The following is a 23,156-nucleotide window of genomic DNA, read 5'->3' on the forward strand; positions in this document are numbered from 1 at the left end:
ATGTTAGAAATTGGGGATTTAAAATTTAACTCAAGACTATTTTTAGGTACTGGAAAGTTCTCAGATGAGAAAATACAGGCCGCAGCAATTGAAGCGTCAGGTACAGAAGTGCTGACTTTCGCTGTCAGACGTATGAACTTATTTGATAAAGACCTGCCCAACCCGCTGGCAAATATTGATTTAAGAAAATACACGACATTTCCGAATACAGCAGGGGCGAAAACAGTGGAAGAAACTATACGCATCGCAGAAATCGCAAAACATGCGGGTGTCTGTGACATGATTAAAGTTGAGATTATTGGTGATGATAAGACATTACTGCCTGACCCAATTGCGACATACGAAGCGTGTCAAATACTGCTGGACAAAGGTTATACAGTCTGTCCATATATTTCAAACGATGTCGTGCTTGCAAAAAGACTCGAAAGACTCGGTGTTCATGCGATTATGCCGCTCGCTTCTCCTATAGGTACGGGACGCGGTATTAATAATCCATTGAATTTAAGATATATTGTAGAACAATCCAGCATCCCTGTTATTGTGGATGCAGGAATCGGTTCACCCAAAGATGCGTGCTATGCTATGGAGCTAGGTGCAGATGCGGTATTATTAAACACCGCTGTATCGAATGCCAAAGACCCGGTTAAAATGGCAGAAGCGATGAAGCTTTCAATTGATGCAGGGGTACTGGGTTATGATGCAGGACGTATTCCGGTTAGGTATTCTGCACAGGCCTCAAGTCCCGCTGAAGGACTGGAGTTTCTTTAATGGAGAGATACGACAGACAAATGAAGTTTAATGAATTTGGAGAGAATAGTCAAAAAAATCTGATTTCAGCCACACTGATGGTGATGGGCGCCGGTGCACTTGGAACACACGTTTCTGAAATGCTTGTGCGTATGGGTGCAGGTAAACTCATCATCATCGATATGGATATTGTTGAAATGACCAACCTGCATCGTCAGGCTTTATATACTGAAAAAGATGCAGAAGATATGACGCTGAAAGTTAATGCTGCCAAAGAAAAATTGTGTCAGATAAACCGTAATGTTGAGATTGTACCGATCAATGCAGAATTAAATTCCAGTAACATCTCCGCAATCTTAAGAAAGTATCAGCCGGATATTGTAATTGACAGTATGGACCATTTTGAAATTCGCTTTCTGATTAATGAAGCCTGTCATAAGCTTGATATCCCCTGGGTATATGGTGCCGCTGTAGGCAGTAAGGGAAGTGTGTATGGGATTGATTTTAAAGGACCTTGTTTAAAGTGTTTGATGGAAACTCTGCCATCCACAGGGGAAAGCTGTGCAATCAACGGTGTACTTCCTCCTGTGATTTCCCTCATTGCCAGTATGGAAGTTTCTGAAGTCATTCGTTATTTATCAGGAAAAGGTTTTTCCAAGCAGCTCATTACTGTAGATACTTTTAAAATCGGCTTTCAAACGATAAATATAGATGAATTAAAGAATGAAGACTGTGTGGTCTGTAAGAATCGGGTATATGAACAGTTGAATAAAAATATGCTGGCCACTGTACAATCTAATTGCGGAAGTGTATATACACTCAGGTTCGACGAATCGGTTTTCAATCAGGAGCTGCCCGGTAAAACTATCAGGGCAAGTGCATTTGTTAAGTTATTGACTTATAAAAAATATAAGCTGACCTTATTTAAAGATGGCAGAATGAATGTTCATGGCATCTCTCGAAAAGAAGAAGCAAATGCTTTATATCATGAAATGATTGAGAAACTGAGTGAATATCCTGTATAAAAATATAGTGTGAACTATCTCAAATAGATGAGTTTTTATGTTGTTTTATAAATACTAGACAAAGAATTAAAAAGGCATCAGTTATTTCTATAGGGTGTTGAATTAGGTGAAGATACGGTAATCAGAAGGAATTATTTATTACAAATTTCGGTGGAACGTTAAGAGAAAACCGCATCATAAAGTGATAAGCTGGGAGTTATCATAAATAGAATAAGTAAAAGAGAAGCAGGATAGCATGCAAAAGACTATGCTGCTTGAATGTGCTCACTTATCTTAGGATGTGTAGAAGAGCGTAGTTTACGTATACTTTAGATACTTCTGGTGGTAAATATTGTATTCCTTTTAACGTCATAATCTTACCACTATACTTAACTCAAATTATAACGATTTTTGAGTTATAAATTATATTTAAATCATATATGTAAAATAGAAAAACCCTATAAACATTGAAATACCAACGTTTATAAATTTTGTTCAAAGTTATCTATCTATTTATTATAATACAAAGACTTTGTGTTAAGACACAATACACATATGTGAAAACTTGAGAGTTATCGTAAGTAATAATCTTAGCGTTGTAAATACATATTTTCCTGATGGTACTCGTATAAAAGTTAAAAGCCATTCAATACAATATTCTCTCTTAAAATCTTATTCCATTATCTGTCCTTCGGAAGTCATCAATTTCTTGACCAATGAATCTACCGTCTCTTTGTTCACAGTTTGTCCCGGTGAATCTAACTCTTTTAGATATTGAGAATCAGTAATATAACGTTCGGATTCCTAAAAGCAATAATAACACCTATTAATCCTTCTTAATTATAATCATTATAATTAAGAAGTGTTTTTAAATTTATATTGTTGTATAATGGACTTACAAACAATAATAATTAGAGTGCTTGCTGGAAATATATTAAGTAATGTGAAAGAGGTCGTGTGTATGTTTAAATATCTGTTTAGCAATCGTGCCGGTCAATTTCTGGTATTAGGTATTCTGTTTATACTTATTGGTTTTTCGCTCAATTTATTTACAAATATCGACAACAGTATTTCATTCTATATCGCGATTTTCTTCTTGGGATTCTTTGCTGCAAAAAATGCAGTGACTGAAACGATCAAAGAAAAGTCTCCGAATGTTGACTTGTTAATGATATTAGCTGCGATTGGTGCTGTAATTATTAATTATGAGTCGGAAGGTGCATTACTCTTACTTATTTTTGCGGGTGCTGAAGTTCTGGAAAATTATGCGACGAAAAAATCTACAACAGCAATATCGGAATTAATGTCACATATTCCTTCAACGGCACGCTTGGTTAATAATGGTGAAGTTACAGAAATCCCTACTGAGGAATTGATTAAAGGTAATATCGTTTTAGTCTCGAAAGGAGAACAAATTCCTATCGATGGACATATTGATCGTAAGTCTTTTGTGAACGAATCTGCTCTAACCGGGGAATCGGTTCCTGTTGTGAAAGAAAGTAATTCAGAAGTTTTCGCAGGAACGATAAATGAAGGAAACTCTTTTAATCTAAAGGTAAGTAAAACAAGTGATGAAACTGTATTTTCAAATATTATACGTATGGTAGAAGAGGCTCAAAATAGACCTTCTAAAGTATCAAAAATTATCGATCGTATTGAATCAAAATATGTTATTTCTGTATTAATCGGTGTTCCAATTTTTATCGTAATACTCTATACATTTGTCGACTTATCATTTAGTGAATCATTTTATAGAGGAATGGTGATGCTGACAGTAGCTAGCCCATGTGCGCTCGTTGCATCTGCAACACCTGCGACTTTGAGTGCGATAAGCAATGGTGCTCGAAATGGCATTCTGTTTAAAGGCGGTGCTGCTATGGAGACTCTGAGTACAATGGATATTCTATTTAGTGATAAAACCGGGACCCTCACATATGGAGATTTTAAAGTCATTGACTATGTAGCTGCTGAAGAAATTTTAAAAGAAGTCGTTTCGATTGAGCAACATTCAAGTCATCCGATTGCTGAAGCGATTGTTAAAAAATTTGCGTCTTTGAATCTTGAGAGTGTTGACCAGACAGAGCCAGTTGAAGAAATTGTCGGTTCAGGTATGAAAAAAGGCGACATTATCGTCGGGAAACCGGACGCATTTAAAGATTTCAAAGACCCTTTTGATTACACTGCTAAAATGATAGACGGCAATACAAATATTTTCGTTGGAAAAAACCAGAATATTATTGGATACTTTTCTCTTGCTGATCAGGTGCGCAGTGAATCTGTTCAAGCTGTCGATAGTTTTCAAAAAGCAGGAGTGGAAGTTATCCTTCTAACTGGTGATAATGAAACTGTCGGGAAGAAAGTTGCGGATGAAGTCGGAATTTCAACATTCTACGCTTCAAGTCTCCCAGAAGATAAAGTTAGACATGTGAATGAAAGTCAAAACAAAGAACATATTGTAGGAATGATTGGTGATGGAATTAACGATGCACCTGCCCTTGCAAATGCAAATATAGGCATAGCGATGGGGAGTGGTTCTTCAGTTGCAATGGAATCTTCCGATGTCGTAATTGTAAAAAATAATCTGCAAAAACTATTCTATAGTTTTAAATTAAGCCGCAGATTAAATAGGATTATTCTTGGAAATATTACGTTTTCAATCAGTGTTATTTTAATACTAGTCACTTTAAATATTTTTGGTTTACTCAATTTACCAACCGCCGTTTTATTTCATGAAGGCTCTACAATACTAGTCATACTAAATGGACTGCGTCTGCTTCGATCAGGTAAAGATAAAAATGTATCAAAGACTACAGAAATAGCATATGAAACAAACTAATTATATAAAATAGCAAAAACCCCTAAGTTACTGTCTCAGATAGGTAGTAACTTAGGGGTTTTTCACTACTACTGATTTCGACCTTAATTAATTATTTTCGCTGCGGGTATTTCGCCAATAACGGTAGGAGATAAAGGTGGATGCGAGTACCGTAATCCAAGCAACAACCAGGATGATTCCGTTAAAGAGCGACTGATTAACAGCGAAAGCGCCAAGTGCAACGAGTGAGATTTGTCCCGGTATGGAAGCGATAAAGGTTGCTGACAAAAAGGCGGACTGACTGACACCTAAGGCACCTGCACCGTAATTGACTGGCCAATATGGTAAGCCTGGCATTAGTCTCGCTGTACACATGGCTAAGAAGCCTGCGTTACTCAAATACTTTTCAACCGTTGGTCCATGACGGCCAAGGAGTTTAAATGTCAGGTCTTGACCGGTAAATCTGGCTAACCAATACCCAATCCACGAGCCAATCAATATACCTGTGAAGGAGAACAAGCTGCCAGCTATAACACCGTATAGAGAACCTGCGACTAAAGCTGGTATGGTGACAGGAATCGGTGTAATGGCAATTAAGGCTGTAATACCGATAAAAATCAACCAGCCTGCCCAGCCGTAACCTTGAATAATCTCTCTTAAAACTTCAGGTTCTGGAACATTTACATTAAACCCCAACCATATCAATATGCCTATGAATACTACTAAAGCTAATAGGGAAATTATTGAACGGGGAGAAAAAGCATCTGCAGAATCTTTTTCTAAACTCATTGTATTTCCTCATTCCTGGCTACTTTATTAAAATTCCGTTGTTCGGGATTATAGGCTCTCCTTAACTTTAACTGTGTCATTAGTAAAAGGGAATAGATTTATTTCATAAATTTGGAAATGTAAATTTTCACTTACTAAGATTTATGATACAAACAATATTTAATGAGAGTATGTCATCCAAATTACCTATATTTGTCTAGAAATTTTATGAATAAATTTCGACAAATAACAATGGAGTCCCTCCGGGTGATTCACTGAGTGATATAATCAGGTCAAAGCAAACTAGGAGATATTTTTATGAAAGAAAACAACAAATCTAAAATGACTGTAATTATACTTTTCATTTTGATGCTGATCAGTATAGCCTTACTCATTGTATTTATTATTATGGCCGCAAATAATCTTGAAGAGAATCAGGGGGGAACTTCAGAAGTACAGCCTTTAATTGAAGAGCAAATAAGTTCTGATCGTTATCTCCCACCAGTAACTAAAGCGGAATTCAATAATGTTATATTAATCTAGTCAAATGAGACGCAGAAAGGCGTGTATTCCTTAAGGGATGCACGCCTTTTGTATTAAAAGAATAAATATCTTAATCAGGTTGAAATCTTCTCATTTATTTAAGCAATTGAAACAGTTAATTATCTTTATATCATATGATGTTTTATGATTAGAGTATCTCATTGTAATGGAATATATTACATTAAGACTTAATAAGATACGTAAAGGAGAACTAATTTAAATGACAAAACATATACCATTAAATGTCCTTGAACTTGTGGGCATTTCGGAAAATCAGACAGTTAGGGAAGCAATCGAAGCGTCCCTAGACAATGCTGAACTTATTGATAAACTCGGATTCAAGAGACTTTGGTTCGCTGAGCATCATAATAAAAAGTCTTGCATCAGCTGCGACATCTCAGCTGATTGCGATGGCCGCAGCGCGGACAAAAAATATCCGCATCGGCTCAGGCGGTATCATGCTGCCGAACCATTCACCGCTGCAGGTCGCTGAAAATTTCGGCACGATTGCACAGCTCTATCCTGATAGAATTGATCTCGGACTGGGTCGCGCACCAGGTACCGACCAAAGAACATCTCAGCTGATTACACGTAACAGCAGTGATGCACAAAATTTTGCAAACTCTTATGATCTCATCGGCTGGTTCAGCGAAGAAGGACTCGGTCACAGTGTTCCAGTGACGTCTACAGTAGGCACAGGAACGAATATTCCAATCTGGGTATTGGGTTCAAGTATGAACGGTGCATCTATTGCCGGACAGCTGGGATTGCCTTATTCAATTGCGACGCACTTTACACCGGACGATTACAAACAAAAGATTGATATGTACCGTTCGGCATTTACGACAGATTCGCCGACTTCCCAGATTGATGAACCTTATGTCATGGCAGGGATTAATGTTGTTGTAGCACCGACAGATGAGGAAGCAGAAAAAATCTGGACAACAACGACACAAATGATGGCAGATATGCAGACCGGTCAGCAGCGTAAACTCCAGCCACCTGTTGAGCCTGAAGAATTAGGGTCGGAAGAACAAAGAAAAATGATGGATTCAATGTTCAGTCTCAAAGCTGTTGGTTCACCTGAAACAGTCCGTAAGAAACTGGAAAAATTTGCGGAAGAAACAGGCGTTGATGAGCTGATTATTGTGACTTACACTTACGACCCTGAAAAAAGGAAACAATCGATGGAACTGCTGGCGGATTTGTGGTTCTAAAGAAATAAAAACGATACAAAAAGACCTTCCTACCACATTAACTGGTTAGAAGGTCTTTAAATATGCTTTGTTGTTAGGCACGTTAATCATAATGTAGAGCGATTTCTTGCAAGTATTAAAAATTATAAATGACATTCAGTTTCCGGTTTAAGAAAAAATCCTGATTATCTTCTTCTTTTTATAAATGCATAGGGACCATGTATTTTTGCCATGTCAAATAAGGGACCCCATGCATTACGGTGAACTTTTGGCGACTTGTTATGTCCGAGCCTTCTGATCTGCTGTTCGTAGTAGGCAATCCCTATAAATCCGCCGATCATTTTATCCAGTACTTTCACTTTAGTTGTCAGTCTTGGAATTGTTATATCTTTATAGGTCTCCGATTTCAGCTGATTTGGGAGCTCCGGATTTAAGACGAGAGCTCTTGCGATGCCAATCATCGATACATCAGTGTCGTTCAGTGCATGAATCATGCTTTCTTTTTTGCGGAATCCTCCGGTTACCCCAACCGCAGTAGTGACTGCCTGACTGATTTTTCTGCATAATCCAGGAAGTAGACTTCGCCGTTACCCATCATTTTCGGTTTTTCATAATCTCCGCCCGAGATTTCGATGTGGTCAATACCAAGTTCATCCATTTTCTTAATGACAGCAATGGAATCATCAAAGGAAAATCCTTCATCATCAAAATCGGTCGAGTTAATCTTCAGGCTGATCGGGAAGCTGTCACCGAGAGCCACGCGCATACCGGTGTAAATTTCTGTTAGAAACCGCATGCGGTTTGCGAGAGAACCGCCATAGTCATCATTTCTCTTATTATCCCGGGATGATAAGAACTGGCTCACTAAATAACCGTGAGCGCCGTGAATCTGAACGCCTGTAAATCCTGCTTTTTTAGCAGCGACAGCAGTTTTAACAAAGCGGTTTACAGTATCTGTGACTTCTTCTGAAGTCATTGCCCGAGGTGGATTAAACGCGCTGCCTGCACTTCCGCTGATGGGAATCGCGCTCGGGGCGACAGGCTGTCTGGAAACTGATTTTGGACTTTGTTTCCCCGGATGATTAATCTGCATCCAGATATGGCTGTGATTCCGTTTGCCTGCCTCAGCCCAATTCTTTAAAAGTAATAAATCTCTGTCGTCTTCAACAACAATATTACCGGGTTCACCAAGATAGCGTCTGTCTACCATCACATTACCGGTAATGGATAGACCTGTGCCACCGTCAGCCCAGCGTTTATAGGCATGAATTAATTCACGTGTCGGGCGGTGGGACTTATCCGCCATGCCTTCGCTCATTGCCCCTTTATAGATTCTGTTTTTAATTACCACGCCGTTTCTCAGTGTTAATGGTTCAAATAATTTAGCTGTCGACATATAAACTTCTCCTTTACGGCACCTAGTCTGCAGTACTTTTCTGTTTATACCCGTTAAATTGACCATTCATGCTGTTTAAGTTTTTATGTAAATAATAAAGTTTCTGGAACAGTAAAAAGAGATTAAATTTATATTAATCTCTTTTTTAGCCTTACCTATTCATTTAATAAACTTAGTACGCAGTCCATCCGCCGTCTACAGCAAGAACTTGTCCATTTACGAAGCTTGCTTCGTCTGATCCAAGGAAAACTGCTGCTTCAGCAATTTCTTCAGGTTCCCCTGCTCTCGGGTTAAGTGACATTCCCTGACTTTGACGACCAGCTCCAAATTCACTCATATTCTTCATAGATGAAGCAATATTTGTCTTAACTGCCCCTGGTGCAATACCGTTTGTGCGGATATTTTTATCTGCATACATGAACGCAGTGTTTTTGTTAAACCGACAACTGCGTGTTTTGATGCTGTATATGCTGCACCTGCACGGCCGCCGTATAGTCCGCCTGCTGAAATATTATTAACGATTGTACCGTGTCCCTGTTCTAAGAACAGGTGGACTGCCAAAGCATTGTTCATTACTGCTGTCGTTTACAGCGAATAACATTTCCCATCTCTCGTTTGAAATTTCTCCGACAGGTTCCATGCCGTCCATAATTCCTGCATTGTTAACTAAGATATCCAGTTTACCGAAGTTTTTCTTCGTTTCTTCGAATAACTGTTCAACTTCTTCTTCTACAGAAACATTCGTTTTAATTGCGAAAGCTTCTGCACCATTAGCTTTAAGGTTTGCTGCAACTTCCTCTGCACCTTCTATGTTTAAATCAGATACGACAACTTTGGCACCTTCTCTTGCGTAAGCTTCTGCGATTGCTTTACCCATCCCTGATGCTGCCCCTGTTACGATTGCAACTTTGTCTTGTAATCTCATTTTTGTAGCCTCCTTATATTGTACAACTGTCTATTATCTATTATAATAATGAAGGTAAACGCTTTCAATAACCAAAAATTAGATAACTGTTCATTAATGAACGGATACATAATATTGTTCAATAAGAGGTGAGAAAATGTCGAAAAATGATTTACGTATTGTGAAGACTAAAGACGCCTTGCATCAGGCATTGCTGCAGTTATTAAATGATAAAGATCTCGATGAAATTTCTATAACAGAAATTTGTAAAAAAGCTAAAATTAACCGTGGTACTTTTTATTTGCACTACGGGCAAATTGAAGATGTATTTGAGGAGTATTTTAAAGAGATAACTTTAGATTTGGCTAATTCTTATAAAGAGCCTTACCGTAAGGTAGCGATTTTGAATGTGGATAAATTAGACTCTTCAACAATTCGTATCTTTCATCATATTGAAAAATTTAAACCGTTCTACGAAATTATTTTTTCAAGAAAAGTACCGTTGATGTATTATTATATGCTGTTTGATGAAATCGATAAATTGTTTCTTGAAGATTTCGAAAGTCAGCAGCAGGGAGATTTTAATCATGAAATGTTTGCATCCTACCATTCCAATGCCATTATCGGAATGATTATCAACTGGTATAAAAATGGTTTTTCCTACAATGCAGATTATTTGAACGATCAGTTGGTAAAAATCTTGCATATGAATAAAAAGAAATTAAATTATCACTCATTATAAATGTATCTGCAAAGGCTATCATTTTTTTCTTACGGGATACGTCGATGATGATTTAGCGGTTAAGATAGCTTTAAAAATGCTTTCGAGTTAGAACGCAATAGATGTAAAAAAAGACCATTCAATGAATGGTCTTTAAACAATGCGGATAAAGGGAGTCGAACCCCCACGTCGATTAGGACACTAGAGCCTGATTCTAGCGCGTCTGCCAGTTCCGCCATATCCGCTTAATATATATTAATTAACAATAATATAAATTCCCTCTTTATGTCAATAATTTTATATCATTTTTGTTAAATTTACATGAATCAAAGTATAATGAAAGTATTATTATCATAACTGACGGAGGAATACTTTCATGACTGAAGAAAAAGCAATTCAAAATATTGAAGAATGGGTCAAAGCTGAGCTGATGAACGAAAAAAGCGGCCATGACTGGTACCACATACAGAGAGTGACAGATATTTCCAAAGAAATATTAAAGTATGAAAAGGCGGATTCTTTTACTGTGACTGCAGCGGCACTGCTCCATGATATTGCGGATGATAAGGTGACGTCTAATGTTAACATGGCACTGGAACGTATTAGAAAACTCCTTCAAGAAAACAAAGTTGCTAATGATACTATCGAGACGATTATCGATATTATTACAACAATGTCATTTAAAGGCGGGACAGGCAAGAAACTGTCATACATCGAAGCTCAAATAGTACAGGATGCTGATCGATTGGATGCTCTGGGTGCAATTGGCATTGCGAGAACTTTCCAATACGGCGGTGCTAAAGGTCAGGCGATGTATGATCCAAAGATTCCTGTCAGAGACAAAATGAGTTTTGAAGAGTACCGTAACGGAGAGTCTACTTCGATTAATCACTTTTATGAGAAGCTGCTGTTGTTAAAAGTTGAGATGAATACACCGGCAGCAATTAAAATAGCTGAAGAGCGAGAGTCATTTATGAAGCATTTTCTCGATACGTTCTTTAAAGAATGGAACGGAGAGCTTTAAAGAGAATTTATAAAAAGCATGATACATTGAAGTATCACGCTTTTTCTTTACCTTTTTTTAATTGAAGATACTCCTAATCTGAATTTCAGTAAGGGGTGATCTTTGCTGCTTAGTTTGTTTCTTTAGACTCTATATAACCTCTGTATTCTTCGATATTGATGCGGTTTGCGATTTCACGTTTTACTCTGCTGATGTGATTTACTTTTTCAATTCTGCTCATCGTGCTGTTCGGTGTATACTCTTCCCAGTAATCCAGTTCCGAAAATAGTTCGTGTACGGTTTTCATGTAATTACCACCTTTTTAATTTTTTCAAATAAAATAGCTCTTCTCTGAATTAAGAAGAGCTTTACCCGACTTCTTATCATCCAGTTTAAGTAAACTGTTGGACTTAGCACATCGCTTTACAGCTGTTGCCGGAGTTTCACAGGGCCAAATCCCTCCACTCACTCTTAATAAGAGAACTATTTTATTTAATGGTTATTATATGATAAACATTGTATTATTTCATCTTATTTGTTTATCTGATAGTCTAATTGTTTATTTTTAAGAGCTTTAACTGCCTGATCTGCAGCTACTTCCGCCATTTTATTTCTCGCTTCATATGTGTCATTGCCAATATGAGGTGTCAGAATCACGTTATCCAATTGTGCCAGTTCTTCATTAATATGCGGTTCTTCTTCATGTACATCGAGTGCTGCTGCTTGAATCTGCTTATTTTTTAACGCGTCGACAAGTGCTGCTTCGTCAACAACACCGCCGCGTGCGGTATTAATAAAGTAGGCAGTATCTTTCATCTGTTCAAATTCTTTTTTACCGAATAAATGATGTGATGTTTTATTGTAGTTTTTGTGTAATTACATAGTCCGCTTCTTTTAATGCTTCTTCAAGAGTTACTTTTTCAGCATTGATATCAGTATCTTTCTCTTCATGATCAACATATAAAATCTTCATATTAAACGCTTGAGCAATTTTACCAATATACTGTCCTATCTGGCCGAAGCCGACGATAGCTAATGTTTTATCGACAGCTTGATTACCACCGAGGTAACCCATTACCTGCCAGCCGTTAAATTCATTTTTAACAGCCATTTCGTGTCCTGGAAGTACACGGCGTGAGAGTGCCAGCATTAATGTTACTGCAAGTTCTGCCGTTGATGCCACAGATTCATGCACTGGAGTGTTCGTTACAGCAATATTATGCTTATTCGCTTCATCAACATCGATATTATTAAAACCTGAGCCGACGTTCGCAATGACCTTCAAATCAGTATTCGCCTGGATTACTTCAGCGGGTGTCTGTACGTTAACGCCGGTAATTAAACCATCTGCACCTTTAACTCTATCAATAATTACTTCTGTTTTTGGAGTAGTTAATTCATCGTGCATATCCAATTCGATATTTTGATCTTTAATGATTTTTACTGCAGTTTCGGGAAGTTTTACTGCGCTATAGATTTTTGGCATAGTTGAACCTGCTTTCTTATATATGTATTTCTAACTCATATAGCCTAAATAAAAAGATTTAAACTTTTATGGATAAGGAGAGTATAGAAGAAACAAAAAAACTCCGAATTGCCTGGGAAATACCGGGCATTTCGGAGTTAATTATATGAGGGTGGATCTTACCACCAGTTGTTTGCTTCACGGAATTGAATTGCCGCGTCGATTGAACCGTAACGCTCTTCAGCGTAGTTAAGCATACCTGAAGTCTGATCTGCTACAGAACCAGTACCCCATGATTCTTTAGTCTGGCCTAATCCTTGGTAGCCATTCGGGCTTACTGCATTTGGATTACCGCTTGATTCTGGTAATACAATTGAGTTCCACATAGCTTCAGTTCCGCCAGCAGCTAAGAATTGTGACTTAGTTGATCCGCCAGTTGATTGTGGAGCTGGTGCTGAAGGCTGTTCAACTCTTGTACTGCAGGAGCTGCAGCTTGCGTTTTGTACAGGCTGTTGTACTTCTTCAGTGTAAGTGTAATTGTTTTGTTCAACGTTTTGAGTTTCTTCTTTCACTGATGGAGCAGCTGCTTGTTCTTGAGCTGGTACTTCAGCTTGTGCATTACCATTGCTTTGGTATGCCCAAGCATAATTAGTGCCGTCAGAGTTGAAGTCGTAGTTGAATTCTTTATGATTGAAGTTGTAGTCATACTGACCTTCGTGTAATGCAGATGCGTTTAACGCCTCAGGATTTTTGTGCTGTTTGAGCAAGTGCTTCTTGTTAAGATCATATGATGAAGCTTCCGCATCTTGTCCTGCTGTAATTCCTGTTACGCCTAAACCTAATGCTAATGTAGTAGCTAATATCGTTTTCTTCATAATTTGTAATTCCTCCAAAAAAATATTATGCAATGAATGCATTTCTTGTTTTTTTAAATTTGATTAAGGGTAAACATAAACTTAATTTAAGTCTCGTTTTCCTAAGACAAGAGTAAATATAACATAGAACTTTTTTACGTGTGTTACAGTCTAATAATAAGAACGTTACAATTAAAAGCAGAACTGTAACAATGACATCTGATTGTATTATTTCTAATTATTACGATGAAATAGACATATCTACGTAATATTAAGATGCTATTCGTAATATATAACAGATATTTGTCCATGGTAAAAGACCGGCCAGCATTCAGCTGACCGGGTCTCTAGATAAAGCATTCTATGCGGGTGTTTTCTAATTCTTCATAATCTGTCGATAGAATCTGCCGTCCTGTTCTATTACATGATAGCGGGCATATACTTCGAAAACACCATGGGTATTTATATGTGAGTAAGTTCTTGTCGCATAGACATTTATACTGCCGTCAAGATTCTCCACTTCAGAATCTATAAAAACAGAATAAGTCATGTGGTTACCGTAGTTTCCTGAGGCTTTATTTGCAAAAAGTGCATTGTAGCCTGGTGATTCCGGCAGATAGAAGCTGAGTGCTTCTTCATCATGATTATAAAGTAGGCTGGCAGTGCAAATAGATACTGCTGAACAAATTCTGATGTATTGGTAATATCTACCGGCATTTGATCTGAACGTGGAAGGATTGAATAAGTAAGTGGCGCGGACTCACCGTACTTAGCTTCAAATGAATACTTTACTGCGCATGCGAGACAGCCGCTGCCCGGAGCCTGAAGTAGTGTACCGTCCCTACAAGGTCATTGTAAGCTTGGAACTGCTCTGCTTCAGGGACGTTATCGCACTCCGTCAGTTGAGTCATAATACAATGTTCGGCAGCAGTATAGTTTATTTCATTCTCTGAACTGCCGTTTGTTTCATCCGTACTTTTTGTAGTTCCTTCATTATCTGCAGAGTTTTCTGTACTGTTCTCTTCTGGTGCTTCTGAATCTTCTTCTGATGATTCATTTTCCTCTTCAGATGTATCCTCAGCGGGTTCACTCTCATCTGGGCGGTCTTCTTCAGCAGGTTCGCGCTCAGTTTCTTCAGATGTATTATTTTTAGGTTCTTCTGCTTCTTCACTGTTTCCGCACGCGGCTAAAATGACCAGAATTGTCATCAATAACAGTATCATCCACTTCTTCATTATATTCGCCTCCCTTCATATAATAGGACGTTTCTGTTAAATCACTCTTTACTATAAAACATGCCCCAAACGGTGAGCTTGTAAACTCAACGCTTGAGGCACAGCTTACCTATTATTCTGCATAAGCGTATTGTTTTGCATCCCAATCTGAAACATCTGTTTCCAGTGGAATATTTTCACTGCGGCGTTTCTTGGCTGCATTAAAGAATAATATTGTAATTAATATAGTTACAATTGCACTGATAATTAATGAAATATTCATTGGCATATTTAAACCGATGGGTGCGTTAACAATATGTTGATACTGTCATCGTCATAAATATCGCTGGGAATACTGCAATCCAGTAATTACGTCTGCCGATGAACAGATACATTGCACCGATCCACAATGCAATCATCGCTGTTGACTGGTTAGCCCAGTTAAAGTAACGCCATAACAACGTAAAGTCCATATTTGTCAGGATAATCGACACGATAAATATCGGTGCAGCAATCCATATTCTGCTCATTATTTTCTTTTGAGGCACACGGATATAGTCTGCAATAATCATTCTGGCACTTCTAAAAGCAGTGTCTCCGGAAGTGATTGGAAGAACAATTACACCCAAAACTGCAAGTGTTCCAACAATTGGACCAAGCATCATCGTTGAGATTTCATTGACGATTCCGCCTGTACCTATAGTAGTAATTAACTCATTTAATGTGATTGGGCCATCGAAAGACTCATTGCTGCTGCACCCAGATCATTGCAATAATACTTCAGCGTCATCATGCCGTAAAAAATTCTGCGGCCTTGATTTTCATTCTGTGTTGTTCTTGAAATGATTGGTGACTGAGTCGCATGGAATCCTGATAATGCGCCGCACGAAATCGTTAAGAACAGCAGCGGGAATATCGCGGCACCTTCAGGGTGAGTATTTGTGAATGATAATTCTGGAACAGGTGCCTGATGCCACACGAGAGCAACTCCTATACCAATGGTGCTGAATAACAGTAAACCGCCTATGTAAGGGTAGATAGTCCCGATGATTTTATTGATTGGCAGTATTGTTGCCAGCAGATAATAGATAAAAATTAATACGACAAACACTATAACTGGAACTGCTCCGCCTACGAGGTCGTACAGCAGATCTGCAGGTGAAGCGACAAACACCGTACCAACTAGAAGCAGTAATAATATTGAAAAAGCATTAACAACATGTTTCATTGCTTTTCCTAAAAATTTCCCTGCAAGTTCCGGCAGATGCGCACCATTATTACGGACGGAAATCATTCCAGTTAAGTAATCATGAACACCGCCGGCAAAAATACAGCCGAGTACAATCCAAATAAATGCAACAGGACCGTAAAGTGCTCCCATTATCGGTCCAAAAATCGGTCCGACACCGGCAATACTTATTAATTGAATCAATGCATTTTTATTTTTATGCATTGGTAAATAATCGACACCATCATGTTGTGTATAAGCCGGTGTTGCTCTGTGTTCTTTTGGCTGGAAAACTTTCTCGACAAATTTTCCATATGTAAAATATCCTATTATTAAGAGGGCGACTGTCCCTAAAAATGTAATCATATTGCTCCCCCTAAGTTTGAATGCGCTTTCATAATTTTAGTTTACAAAATATACAAACAATTTTGGGGAGATTTAGCTATCGTGTAGAAATAGCAGCTTCAAATGCAAAATAACGGCCTCAACAGGCCGTTATTATAATTCTATACGTGAACGAAGTGTCTTAACATAGTTGCGGCTGACCGGTATTTGAACATCTGTACCGTTCAGTGTAAGCTGATAGGCGCCGTTAAACCATGGAGTCATTTCTGTAATTGCTTTAGTATTAACGAGGTAACTTTTATGAACGCGGAAAAATGAATGCAGAATAAGACGTGATTCGAGTTCCTTTAATGTCATTCTGCTTTTAAATGTATCTTTAGCTGAGACAATTGTCGTTGTATTATTTTCTCTTGAAGCAAATAACACATCAGCAGGATCTAAGTAAGTAATTGATTCATCGACACCGACTGCAAGTTTACCTGCTGCCGGCTCACGTCTCGATTCAAGCAATTGAGTAACATGTGTGAGAGTTTCTGAGAGCTCCTCTTCGTCAATGGGCTTTAGTAAATATCCAACAGCCTGTACTTTAAATGCTTCAACAGCATATTCCGAATACGCAGTCGTAAATATAATCAGCGGCGGACTCTTCAATTTTTTCAATATTACAGCTAGCTCTGTGCCCGTCATTTCCGGCATATCGATATCGAGCAGCAGCAGTTCGGGTTCGTCAGCAATTATTTTTGATAATGCTTCACGCCCAGTCACAGCTTCCCCTGAGATCTTTATGGATGGATGTTCTTTAAGCAAATATATTAACTCTTCGCGGCTATACTTTTCATCATCTGCAACGAGTGTTTTTATCGTTTGATTCATTATTAACGATTCCTTTCAAATAGATTAGAGGACTTTAGGTATTTTAAAATATACCGACATACCAGAATCAGGCTGTGACTTAAACTGAAGACCGTAATCGCTACCAAACGTCATCTCGAGTCTTTTATTGATGTTATATAGTGCAATTCCGTTCCCGTCGGTGCTCTCTTCTATGTTTGATGCTAATGTCTTCAGTCTCTCTTCGTTTATACCTGAACCATTATCTTCTATATATAAGAATACATTATCATTGCTGTCTTCGACTGTAATATGCAAACGGCACTGACTTTTTTTCCGCTGAATCCATGTTTCACAGCATTCTCAACAATAGGCTGAAGTGTCAAAGCCGGTAATTTACTCTGCAGGCAGCTGTCATCTATATGGTATGAAACATTAATTCTGTCTTCGAAACGGATTTGTTCAATCGATAAATAAGATTTTATATGTTCAATTTCATCTGCCAGTGTATTAGTCGATACAGTTGTAGATTGCAGATTCTGCCGTATAAATTTGGACAAAGCGCGGAGTGCAGTTCTCGCTTTCTCAGGGTTAATACGAACCAGTGAAATTACAGTGTTTAATGTATTAAAAAGAAAATGCGGATTTATTTGAGCCTGGAGAGCATTGATTTCAGCATCTTTTGCAAACTTATACAGTTTATCGGCCTCTCCCAATTCAAGCTGACTGCTCAGAAGATTTGCAAGACCGGTCAATGTTTCTTTTTCAAGAGATGTTATCTGAGAATGGAAATAAAAATTTACTGTGCCGATTACTTTGTCCCGGCTGTTTAATGATTCCGTTACGAGAAAATCGCTGTTCTCCCCGATGCGTGAAAGTGTAAGGTCTGCACTCTTGACTTCTGTTCCTTTGAGATTGAGTTCTTTATAAAGAATTGAACATACGTTTGTTGCAGAATGCGGCGTTAAACCTGACTTTAAATGTACGAGTGTCTGTTCTGCAATACGAAGCACTTTCTGTGCCTGCATCGCTGCGGCTTTTTCTTTTTCTTTCGCAACACTTTGAATAATTAAGAGGAATAACGCACAGCCGATGCCGTTTGCCAGTATCATCGGCAGGGCAATGTGCTGGACCAGTGCGAGTGCTTCTGTGAAAGGACGGGCTAACAGTACAATAAGTCCCGTCTGCATCATTTCTGCGGCAGCTCCAATTAAAAATACATGGAAGGGTTTCGATATTATTCCTGGATTTTTTGCACGGAACCAGGCAGCAAAAATACCTGCAGCGATGGTTGCAATACCACATGCAAAGCCGGTAAAACCGCCCAGCAGCATACGGTGTCCGCCGGCAATCACTCCTGCAGCTGAACCGACTTTATAACCGCCGAATAATCCGGCGAGTACAACACCGATTACACGGAAGTTGGCAATTGCCTCGGTATAAATGTTAGTGGTCAGTCGCTGCAGCAGAAACGGTTCTGCCTGAAAAGTGATACCGGAATAAGTGCCGATAATACCAAAAACACCAAAAAATAAAATTGCAGTATATTCATGTTTTCTTGTTAGTTCCGACGGTGAAAGCATATCTCGAAAAAAACGCATACGTGTTGCGATAAAGGCCAGCATTACAATTAATCCAAGTCTTTCCAGCATAATCAGCAAAAGTTCGAACATCTGTATCTCCACATTTCCGTAATAGTGTTGATTAAGTATAGCAATATAAAAAGAGCGTAAACTTAAAGATGTGAGACAACAATAAATAAATTAAAACAGTCAAAAAGACACCCTGGACGCTGAATTATTCAGTATCCAGGGCGTTCCTATTTAATTACAAGTCTCTTTCATCGACACCTGCATTTTTTTGTTCCTGATATTCTTTTTCTTCTTTTTGAATATACTCCTGCATACGTTTTGAGTTTGGAGTAATCGTAAGACCGAGATATTTTCTTTCTTCGTTTGCATCTTTATAAAATGAAATCATCATCATAATAATAACAAAGCTGAACGGCAGTGCAGCAATAATCGAGGCAGACTGGAGAGCTTCCAAACCTGTCTCTCCTCCTGAAAGCAGGAGTACAAAAGCGATTGCTGACAAACTGATACCCCACACGATTTTTATAGCAGCAGATGGACGGAGAGAACCGTGCGATGTCTGCATACCGAGTACAAATGTTGCTGAGTCTGCTGATGTAATAAAGAATGAAGATATCAGCAGTATTGCTAAAATAGACAGTGGTACGCTGAGCGGCATTTCATTAAATATAGCGAACAGCTGAGTTTCCGGAGCATGAGAGACAACTTCTGATACTTTGCTTGCAATCTCAATACCGGTAACACCAAATACGGTAAACCAGATAATCCCAATAGTTGTTGGTACTGTGAGCAGTGCCAGTACGAATTCACGAACTGTACGGCCTTTTGATACACGTGCGATGAAAATACCTACAAACGGACTCCAGCTGAGCCACCATGCCCAGTAAAAGATTGTCCATGATTGCAGCCAGCTGTTTTTATCGCTGTTTAATGGGGCTGCGTCAAGTGTTCTTGCTACAAATGTATTGATATACTCCCCGGCAGCAGTCGGAAGCATATTTAATATCAGCATTGTCGGACCAAGTATCAGTACGACTAACAGTAATATTGTTGCGAGTATCATATTCAGATTACTCAAATACCTTATTCCTTTGCTTAAACCACTCCATGCGCTGGCAAGGAAAAGGATAGTAACAACAGTAATAATAAGTCCCTGTACACCGACATTAATCGGTACTCCGAATAAGTAATTCAGACCGCCGTTAATTTGAGTTGTTCCAATACCGAGTGAAACGGCAACACCGATTACTGTTGCGAAAACAGTCAGAACATCGATGAGTATACCGATAGGACCGTCAACTTTATTTCCAAGTATAGGACGTAAAGTTTTTGACAGGAGACCGGATTCACCTTTTCTGAATTGGAAATATGCGAGAGCTAAAGCGACAGCACCATACATTCCCCAAGCGTGTACACCCCAGTGGAAAATTGTTGCTCTAATCGCTTCGAGCATTGCTTCTTGCGATTCGGGTTCTGCGGTTGCGGGCATGAAGTAATGTGCGATCGGTTCAGAGGTACTGTAAAATACAACCCCGATTCCCATACCTGCACTAAACAGCATCGTCAGCCATGAACGTGTACTGAATTCAGGTTCGTGATGCGGTTTACCTAACTTTAATTTACCAATTGGACTGAAAATGAGAAATATACAAAAGAATAACGTGGCGGAAGTAATTATCATATAATACCAGCCAAAATAATTACTGACCCAGTTTGAAATCGAACCTGCAACGGAACCGAATTTTTCGGGGGCAATTGCACCGATAATAACTAGTATTCCAACGATTAGTACCGAATATAAATACTTTCGATAGTTTTTTAGTGCTTGGATTTGAAGAATCCTTCATTTAATATGCTCCTTATTATTTTATAAATACTGTCTTAAATTATGGGTTTTTAATATCTGCGAAATAAATAACCTATTGATAATACCAAACTTACACATAGAGTGCAATTTGAATATGAAAAACCGCATCGTATGCGATGCGGTTTTTTAAAAAAGCGAAATCTTAATTTAAATTTTGATCTATTCTGTATGAAGCATAATATTTTTTGAAGACTTATGTTCCAGTCTCTTCTAGTTTTCAAAACCAGCCATTTTATTCGCTTTTTCTTCGTATTTAGGGAATTTATCTTTCAGCTGCAATACTAATAATATGAGCAGGTATGCAACTGCGGTTATTGCCAGCAGTATATATATTATTGTGTGGAATTCCATATTAAACGCCTGTCCGAATATCGCATCTTTAAATCCTGTAACGACGAATGCCATCGGCAGGAATTCATAAAGAGTCTGATAGAAGTTATTCGCGGTTTCAATCGGAAATGTTCCGCCGCTTGATGATAATTGTACAATAAGCAGTACGATACCGAGGAACTTGCCGAAGTTTCCGAATATCATCACTAGTAATCCTATCATAGTAATGGATATGAGCGACCAGGTCAGCATTGCACCATAGAATTTCCAATGGCTGGCTATATCAATTTGCATAATCCATACAATCGCAATGTACAGCAGGGTAGTAATTATTACAGAATGTGATAAAAATAACAATCCGCGACTGACCCATTGGCTGAACACGTGTTTCTTATCTTCAAATATTTTATTCATTGGATAAACAACATTAAATGTAATGCTGCCGATAAATAAACTGACCGCAATAATTAACGGTGCAAAACTTTGTGCATAGTTTTGTGTATTTACCATGGATTCAATTTCCAGATTAACAGGGCTTGCAATTGCTTCTGCCCCTTCATCACTGAATACAATATTCTGTTTTTCTATTTCCTCGAGCAATTCGTTAAATCTCGTATCTACTTCTGTCAGAGCTTCTGCCATTTCCTTGGAACCTGCTTTCAGCTCGCCAATGCCGTCGTTCATCTGCATAATACCGGCATTCAATTCAGAAGCGCCTCCTGCAAGCTGTGTGCTCGCTTCATTTAATTGACCTGCTCCGCTTTCAAGTTCTGACTGCGCGCCCTGGACAGGCTGGGCATAGTTTCCAAGCATTGGTGCCAGCTGAGCCATCTGGCCAGTAAACTGCTGTTCACCATTGTATAGTGTGCCTGCGCCTTCGTTAACCTGTGCAGCACCGCTTTCGAGACTGCCGGCACCTTCACTTAACTGCGTTGAGCTGTCCTGCAGCTGTCCGAGTCCATCATTCAGCTCGACTGCACCATCTTTCAGCTCGGCGATGGCAGATTGTGCCTCATCACTCTGATCGGAAAGGCTGCCGAGTTCGCTGATCAGCGTTTTGGTATAGGTTTCTGTAATTTCTTCTTGTACTGTTTCAACTAAAACCGAACCAACCTGTTCTGACATTATTGAGCCGATGAAATTATAACCGGGATTTGTTTTTAAAGTAAGATTTACATTTTCCGGTGAATCGGTTAAGAATGTCATAGCATTATCAGATGCATCTGCAGGAATTTCCAGATAGCCGTATGACTCTCCGCTCTTAATTGCTTCTTCGGCTTCATCCAGATTAGAAAATTGCCAATCCAGCTGGTCGTTATTTTTCAGCTCATCTTCGATTTCTTTACCCAGTTCAATATCCTCATTACCCGTGTCTTCATTAACTATATGGAATTGCATATCGCCTGTACGGTCGTACGGGTTCCACATTGCACCAAGAAAAGTAAGCGCATATATAACCGGCAGTAATGAAATAACCGCGAGAGAAACTAATAACAACGGTTTCTAAATATAAATTTAAAATCCTGTAACATTTAATCATCCTTCATGTTTTTTTTGTGTTAAAGTTATCGTACATAATGTACAATAACCCATTATAAGTTGTTTAAAGTATACTTCAATGGTTGATATATCCATGTCTGTAGGATAAGCAACACATTGTATTGAAAGGTTGTTTATTTTTGAAAAAAGATTTAAGAGTACAAAAAACATTACATGCAATTGACAGTGCCATCATTACTCTGCTTGAGAGAAAACCGTTCGAGAGTATTACCATTCAGGATATCAGTTCAGAAGCTATGATTAACCGGGGAACATTTTATACTTATTATAAAGATAAATACGAACTGATAGAGAGTTATCAAAATTCGATGATGACGGATATTGAACAGCTGCTCTACAAAAATATTACCGGCACCAGCTTTAAAGATGTGGATGAGAACGATCTTAACAATACTATTTTGAAGATGTTCCAGTATCTTAAAGATAACCGCAGACGCGTGCTCGTTATTGCCAACAGTCTTGGCAGTGCAGAACTTGCAAATATTTTTCACAGCACATGTTTGATTTTTATAAAGTGAAAAGCAGGGAATTTGGTGTTGAATTAGACTCTGAAATATTTACAGATTATCTGATTACTTACATCACCAATGCACATATTGGAATACTTTTAAAATGGCTCAAAGGCGGCTGTGAAGAGTCGATTGAAGAGATGGCAATGTTTATCGAAACGTTTACGATAAATGGTATATTCAAAACTGTCGGGATCTGATATGCTTACTTGAATACTTTTTCAGAAGCTAAAATGTGTAAATGTTTTTACAGAGGGAATATTA

General features: G+C 38.5%; 21 protein-coding genes, 1 tRNA gene, 3 pseudogenes and 1 riboswitch. Of the genes and pseudogenes, 9 read left to right on the forward strand and 16 right to left on the reverse strand.

Annotation, left to right across the window (positions count from 1 at the left end):
• The 3 genes from G4D76_RS08260 to G4D76_RS08270 all read left to right on the forward strand — a co-directional run bounded on the left by G4D76_RS08260 (position 1) and on the right by G4D76_RS08270 (position 4,587).
• Complete coding sequence (locus G4D76_RS08260; RefSeq protein ID WP_026859298.1) at positions 1-768, forward strand: thiazole synthase; 768 nt, start codon at positions 1-3, stop codon at positions 766-768.
• Positions 768-1,772, forward strand: coding sequence for a HesA/MoeB/ThiF family protein (locus G4D76_RS08265; RefSeq protein ID WP_213809628.1), 1,005 nt, complete (start codon positions 768-770; stop codon positions 1,770-1,772). Before G4D76_RS08260 ends, G4D76_RS08265 begins: the two co-directional genes overlap by 1 nt.
• 940 nt (positions 1,773-2,712) lie before the next feature.
• Entirely contained in the window at positions 2,713-4,587 is a 1,875-nt protein-coding gene (locus G4D76_RS08270) for a heavy metal translocating P-type ATPase (RefSeq protein ID WP_213809629.1), read from the forward strand.
• Positions 4,588-4,674: 87 nt separating this feature from the next.
• Here G4D76_RS08270 and G4D76_RS08275 read toward each other — a convergent pair whose 3' ends face one another.
• On the reverse strand, positions 4,675-5,355 hold the full coding sequence (locus G4D76_RS08275) for a TVP38/TMEM64 family protein (protein WP_026859301.1): 681 nt from the start codon (positions 5,353-5,355) through the stop codon (positions 4,675-4,677).
• A gap of 297 nt (positions 5,356-5,652) precedes the next feature.
• Between G4D76_RS08275 and G4D76_RS08280 the strand changes: the two genes are divergently transcribed.
• Both G4D76_RS08280 and G4D76_RS08285 read left to right on the forward strand, forming a co-directional pair.
• Positions 5,653-5,877 carry a hypothetical protein gene (locus G4D76_RS08280; protein ID WP_026859302.1) on the forward strand — a complete coding sequence of 75 codons (225 nt, stop codon included), beginning with the start codon at positions 5,653-5,655 and terminating at the stop codon, positions 5,875-5,877.
• Between the two features lie 311 nt (positions 5,878-6,188).
• The gene (locus tag G4D76_RS08285; protein ID WP_250129856.1) at positions 6,189-7,094 is read left to right on the forward strand and encodes an LLM class flavin-dependent oxidoreductase; all 906 of its coding nucleotides are present in this window, start codon (positions 6,189-6,191) and stop codon (positions 7,092-7,094) included.
• Between the two features lie 164 nt (positions 7,095-7,258).
• Here G4D76_RS08285 and G4D76_RS14975 read toward each other — a convergent pair whose 3' ends face one another.
• The 3 genes and pseudogenes from G4D76_RS14975 to G4D76_RS08295 form a co-directional block, all read right to left on the reverse strand.
• Positions 7,259-7,567, reverse strand: coding sequence for a hypothetical protein (locus G4D76_RS14975; RefSeq protein ID WP_250129857.1), 309 nt, complete (start codon positions 7,565-7,567; stop codon positions 7,259-7,261).
• Between the two features lie 26 nt (positions 7,568-7,593).
• Complete coding sequence (locus G4D76_RS08290) at positions 7,594-8,469, reverse strand: NADH:flavin oxidoreductase/NADH oxidase family protein (RefSeq protein ID WP_250129858.1); 876 nt, start codon at positions 8,467-8,469, stop codon at positions 7,594-7,596.
• A 172-nt stretch (positions 8,470-8,641) separates the two neighbouring features.
• Positions 8,642-9,394: pseudogene (locus G4D76_RS08295) on the reverse strand (glucose 1-dehydrogenase).
• A 136-nt stretch (positions 9,395-9,530) separates the two neighbouring features.
• On the opposite strand from G4D76_RS08295, the gene G4D76_RS08300 reads away from it, so the two are divergent.
• Positions 9,531-10,115: a TetR-like C-terminal domain-containing protein gene (locus tag G4D76_RS08300; protein ID WP_213809630.1), complete on the forward strand. Its 585-nt coding sequence runs from the start codon at positions 9,531-9,533 to the stop codon at positions 10,113-10,115.
• Between the two features lie 140 nt (positions 10,116-10,255).
• Here the strand turns inward: G4D76_RS08300 and G4D76_RS08305 are convergent.
• Positions 10,256-10,339, reverse strand: a tRNA-Leu gene (locus tag G4D76_RS08305).
• Between the two features lie 131 nt (positions 10,340-10,470).
• Between G4D76_RS08305 and G4D76_RS08310 the strand changes: the two genes are divergently transcribed.
• Positions 10,471-11,118, forward strand: a complete 648-nt coding sequence (locus G4D76_RS08310) for an HD domain-containing protein (protein ID WP_213809631.1) — start codon at positions 10,471-10,473, stop codon at positions 11,116-11,118.
• A gap of 109 nt (positions 11,119-11,227) precedes the next feature.
• Here G4D76_RS08310 and G4D76_RS08315 read toward each other — a convergent pair whose 3' ends face one another.
• The 11 genes and pseudogenes from G4D76_RS08315 to G4D76_RS08365 all read right to left on the reverse strand — a co-directional run bounded on the left by G4D76_RS08315 (position 11,228) and on the right by G4D76_RS08365 (position 22,320).
• The gene (locus G4D76_RS08315) at positions 11,228-11,404 is read right to left on the reverse strand and encodes a hypothetical protein (protein ID WP_213809632.1); all 177 of its coding nucleotides are present in this window, start codon (positions 11,402-11,404) and stop codon (positions 11,228-11,230) included.
• Positions 11,405-11,474: 70 nt separating this feature from the next.
• Positions 11,475-11,578: riboswitch (SAM riboswitch) on the reverse strand.
• Positions 11,579-11,628: 50 nt separating this feature from the next.
• A pseudogene (locus tag G4D76_RS15975) lies at positions 11,629-12,583 on the reverse strand (2-hydroxyacid dehydrogenase).
• Positions 12,584-12,741: 158 nt separating this feature from the next.
• Complete coding sequence (locus G4D76_RS08330; protein ID WP_213809634.1) at positions 12,742-13,437, reverse strand: aggregation-promoting factor C-terminal-like domain-containing protein; 696 nt, start codon at positions 13,435-13,437, stop codon at positions 12,742-12,744.
• Positions 13,438-13,792: 355 nt separating this feature from the next.
• Entirely contained in the window at positions 13,793-13,966 is a 174-nt protein-coding gene (locus G4D76_RS08335; RefSeq protein WP_213809635.1) for a hypothetical protein, read from the reverse strand.
• Between the two features lie 238 nt (positions 13,967-14,204).
• A complete protein-coding gene (locus G4D76_RS08340; protein ID WP_213809636.1) occupies positions 14,205-14,651 on the reverse strand; it encodes a hypothetical protein in 447 nt (148 codons plus the stop codon).
• Positions 14,652-14,763: 112 nt separating this feature from the next.
• Positions 14,764-16,224, reverse strand: a pseudogene (locus G4D76_RS08345) (carbon starvation protein A).
• A gap of 132 nt (positions 16,225-16,356) precedes the next feature.
• Entirely contained in the window at positions 16,357-17,076 is a 720-nt protein-coding gene (locus G4D76_RS08350) for a LytR/AlgR family response regulator transcription factor (RefSeq protein ID WP_026859316.1), read from the reverse strand.
• 24 nt (positions 17,077-17,100) lie between these two features.
• The gene (locus G4D76_RS14985; protein WP_250129859.1) at positions 17,101-17,352 is read right to left on the reverse strand and encodes a sensor histidine kinase; all 252 of its coding nucleotides are present in this window, start codon (positions 17,350-17,352) and stop codon (positions 17,101-17,103) included.
• Positions 17,304-18,707, reverse strand: a complete 1,404-nt coding sequence (locus tag G4D76_RS08355; protein ID WP_250129860.1) for a LytS/YhcK type 5TM receptor domain-containing protein — start codon at positions 18,705-18,707, stop codon at positions 17,304-17,306. The genes G4D76_RS14985 and G4D76_RS08355 overlap by 49 nt, the downstream gene beginning before the upstream one ends.
• A gap of 154 nt (positions 18,708-18,861) precedes the next feature.
• A complete protein-coding gene (locus G4D76_RS08360) occupies positions 18,862-20,466 on the reverse strand; it encodes a BCCT family transporter (protein ID WP_371814673.1) in 1,605 nt (534 codons plus the stop codon).
• A gap of 237 nt (positions 20,467-20,703) precedes the next feature.
• Entirely contained in the window at positions 20,704-22,320 is a 1,617-nt protein-coding gene (locus tag G4D76_RS08365) for a YhgE/Pip domain-containing protein (RefSeq protein ID WP_213809637.1), read from the reverse strand.
• Positions 22,321-22,502: 182 nt separating this feature from the next.
• On the opposite strand from G4D76_RS08365, the gene G4D76_RS08370 reads away from it, so the two are divergent.
• The gene (locus G4D76_RS08370) at positions 22,503-22,901 is read left to right on the forward strand and encodes a TetR/AcrR family transcriptional regulator (RefSeq protein WP_213809638.1); all 399 of its coding nucleotides are present in this window, start codon (positions 22,503-22,505) and stop codon (positions 22,899-22,901) included.
• A complete protein-coding gene (locus G4D76_RS08375; RefSeq protein WP_213809639.1) occupies positions 22,898-23,092 on the forward strand; it encodes a TetR-like C-terminal domain-containing protein in 195 nt (64 codons plus the stop codon). The genes G4D76_RS08370 and G4D76_RS08375 overlap by 4 nt, the downstream gene beginning before the upstream one ends.
• Positions 23,093-23,156 lie beyond the last annotated feature (64 nt).

Origin of the sequence: Jeotgalicoccus sp. WY2 (assembly GCF_018437745.1) — a bacterium.
Classification (GTDB): domain Bacteria; phylum Bacillota; class Bacilli; order Staphylococcales; family Salinicoccaceae; genus Jeotgalicoccus; species Jeotgalicoccus psychrophilus.

Bases quoted from the DNA above. Each gene is read 5' to 3' on its own strand.
- G4D76_RS08260 (WP_026859298.1), top strand. From the start codon at position 1: ATGTTAGAAATTGGGGATTTAAAATTTAACTCAAGACTATTTTTAGGT.
- G4D76_RS08265 (WP_213809628.1), top strand. From the start codon at position 768: ATGGAGAGATACGACAGACAAATGAAGTTTAATGAATTTGGAGAGAAT.
- G4D76_RS08270 (WP_213809629.1), top strand. From the start codon at position 2,713: ATGTTTAAATATCTGTTTAGCAATCGTGCCGGTCAATTTCTGGTATTA.
- G4D76_RS08275 (WP_026859301.1), bottom strand. From the start codon at position 5,355: ATGAGTTTAGAAAAAGATTCTGCAGATGCTTTTTCTCCCCGTTCAATA.
- G4D76_RS08280 (WP_026859302.1), top strand. From the start codon at position 5,653: ATGAAAGAAAACAACAAATCTAAAATGACTGTAATTATACTTTTCATT.
- G4D76_RS08285 (WP_250129856.1), top strand. From the start codon at position 6,189: ATGCTGAACTTATTGATAAACTCGGATTCAAGAGACTTTGGTTCGCTG.
- G4D76_RS14975 (WP_250129857.1), bottom strand. From the start codon at position 7,567: ATGATTCATGCACTGAACGACACTGATGTATCGATGATTGGCATCGCA.
- G4D76_RS08290 (WP_250129858.1), bottom strand. From the start codon at position 8,469: ATGTCGACAGCTAAATTATTTGAACCATTAACACTGAGAAACGGCGTG.
- G4D76_RS08300 (WP_213809630.1), top strand. From the start codon at position 9,531: ATGTCGAAAAATGATTTACGTATTGTGAAGACTAAAGACGCCTTGCAT.
- G4D76_RS08310 (WP_213809631.1), top strand. From the start codon at position 10,471: ATGACTGAAGAAAAAGCAATTCAAAATATTGAAGAATGGGTCAAAGCT.
- G4D76_RS08315 (WP_213809632.1), bottom strand. From the start codon at position 11,404: ATGAAAACCGTACACGAACTATTTTCGGAACTGGATTACTGGGAAGAG.
- G4D76_RS08330 (WP_213809634.1), bottom strand. From the start codon at position 13,437: ATGAAGAAAACGATATTAGCTACTACATTAGCATTAGGTTTAGGCGTA.
- G4D76_RS08335 (WP_213809635.1), bottom strand. From the start codon at position 13,966: ATGACTTATTCTGTTTTTATAGATTCTGAAGTGGAGAATCTTGACGGC.
- G4D76_RS08340 (WP_213809636.1), bottom strand. From the start codon at position 14,651: ATGAAGAAGTGGATGATACTGTTATTGATGACAATTCTGGTCATTTTA.
- G4D76_RS08350 (WP_026859316.1), bottom strand. From the start codon at position 17,076: ATGAATCAAACGATAAAAACACTCGTTGCAGATGATGAAAAGTATAGC.
- G4D76_RS08355 (WP_250129860.1), bottom strand. From the start codon at position 18,707: ATGTTCGAACTTTTGCTGATTATGCTGGAAAGACTTGGATTAATTGTA.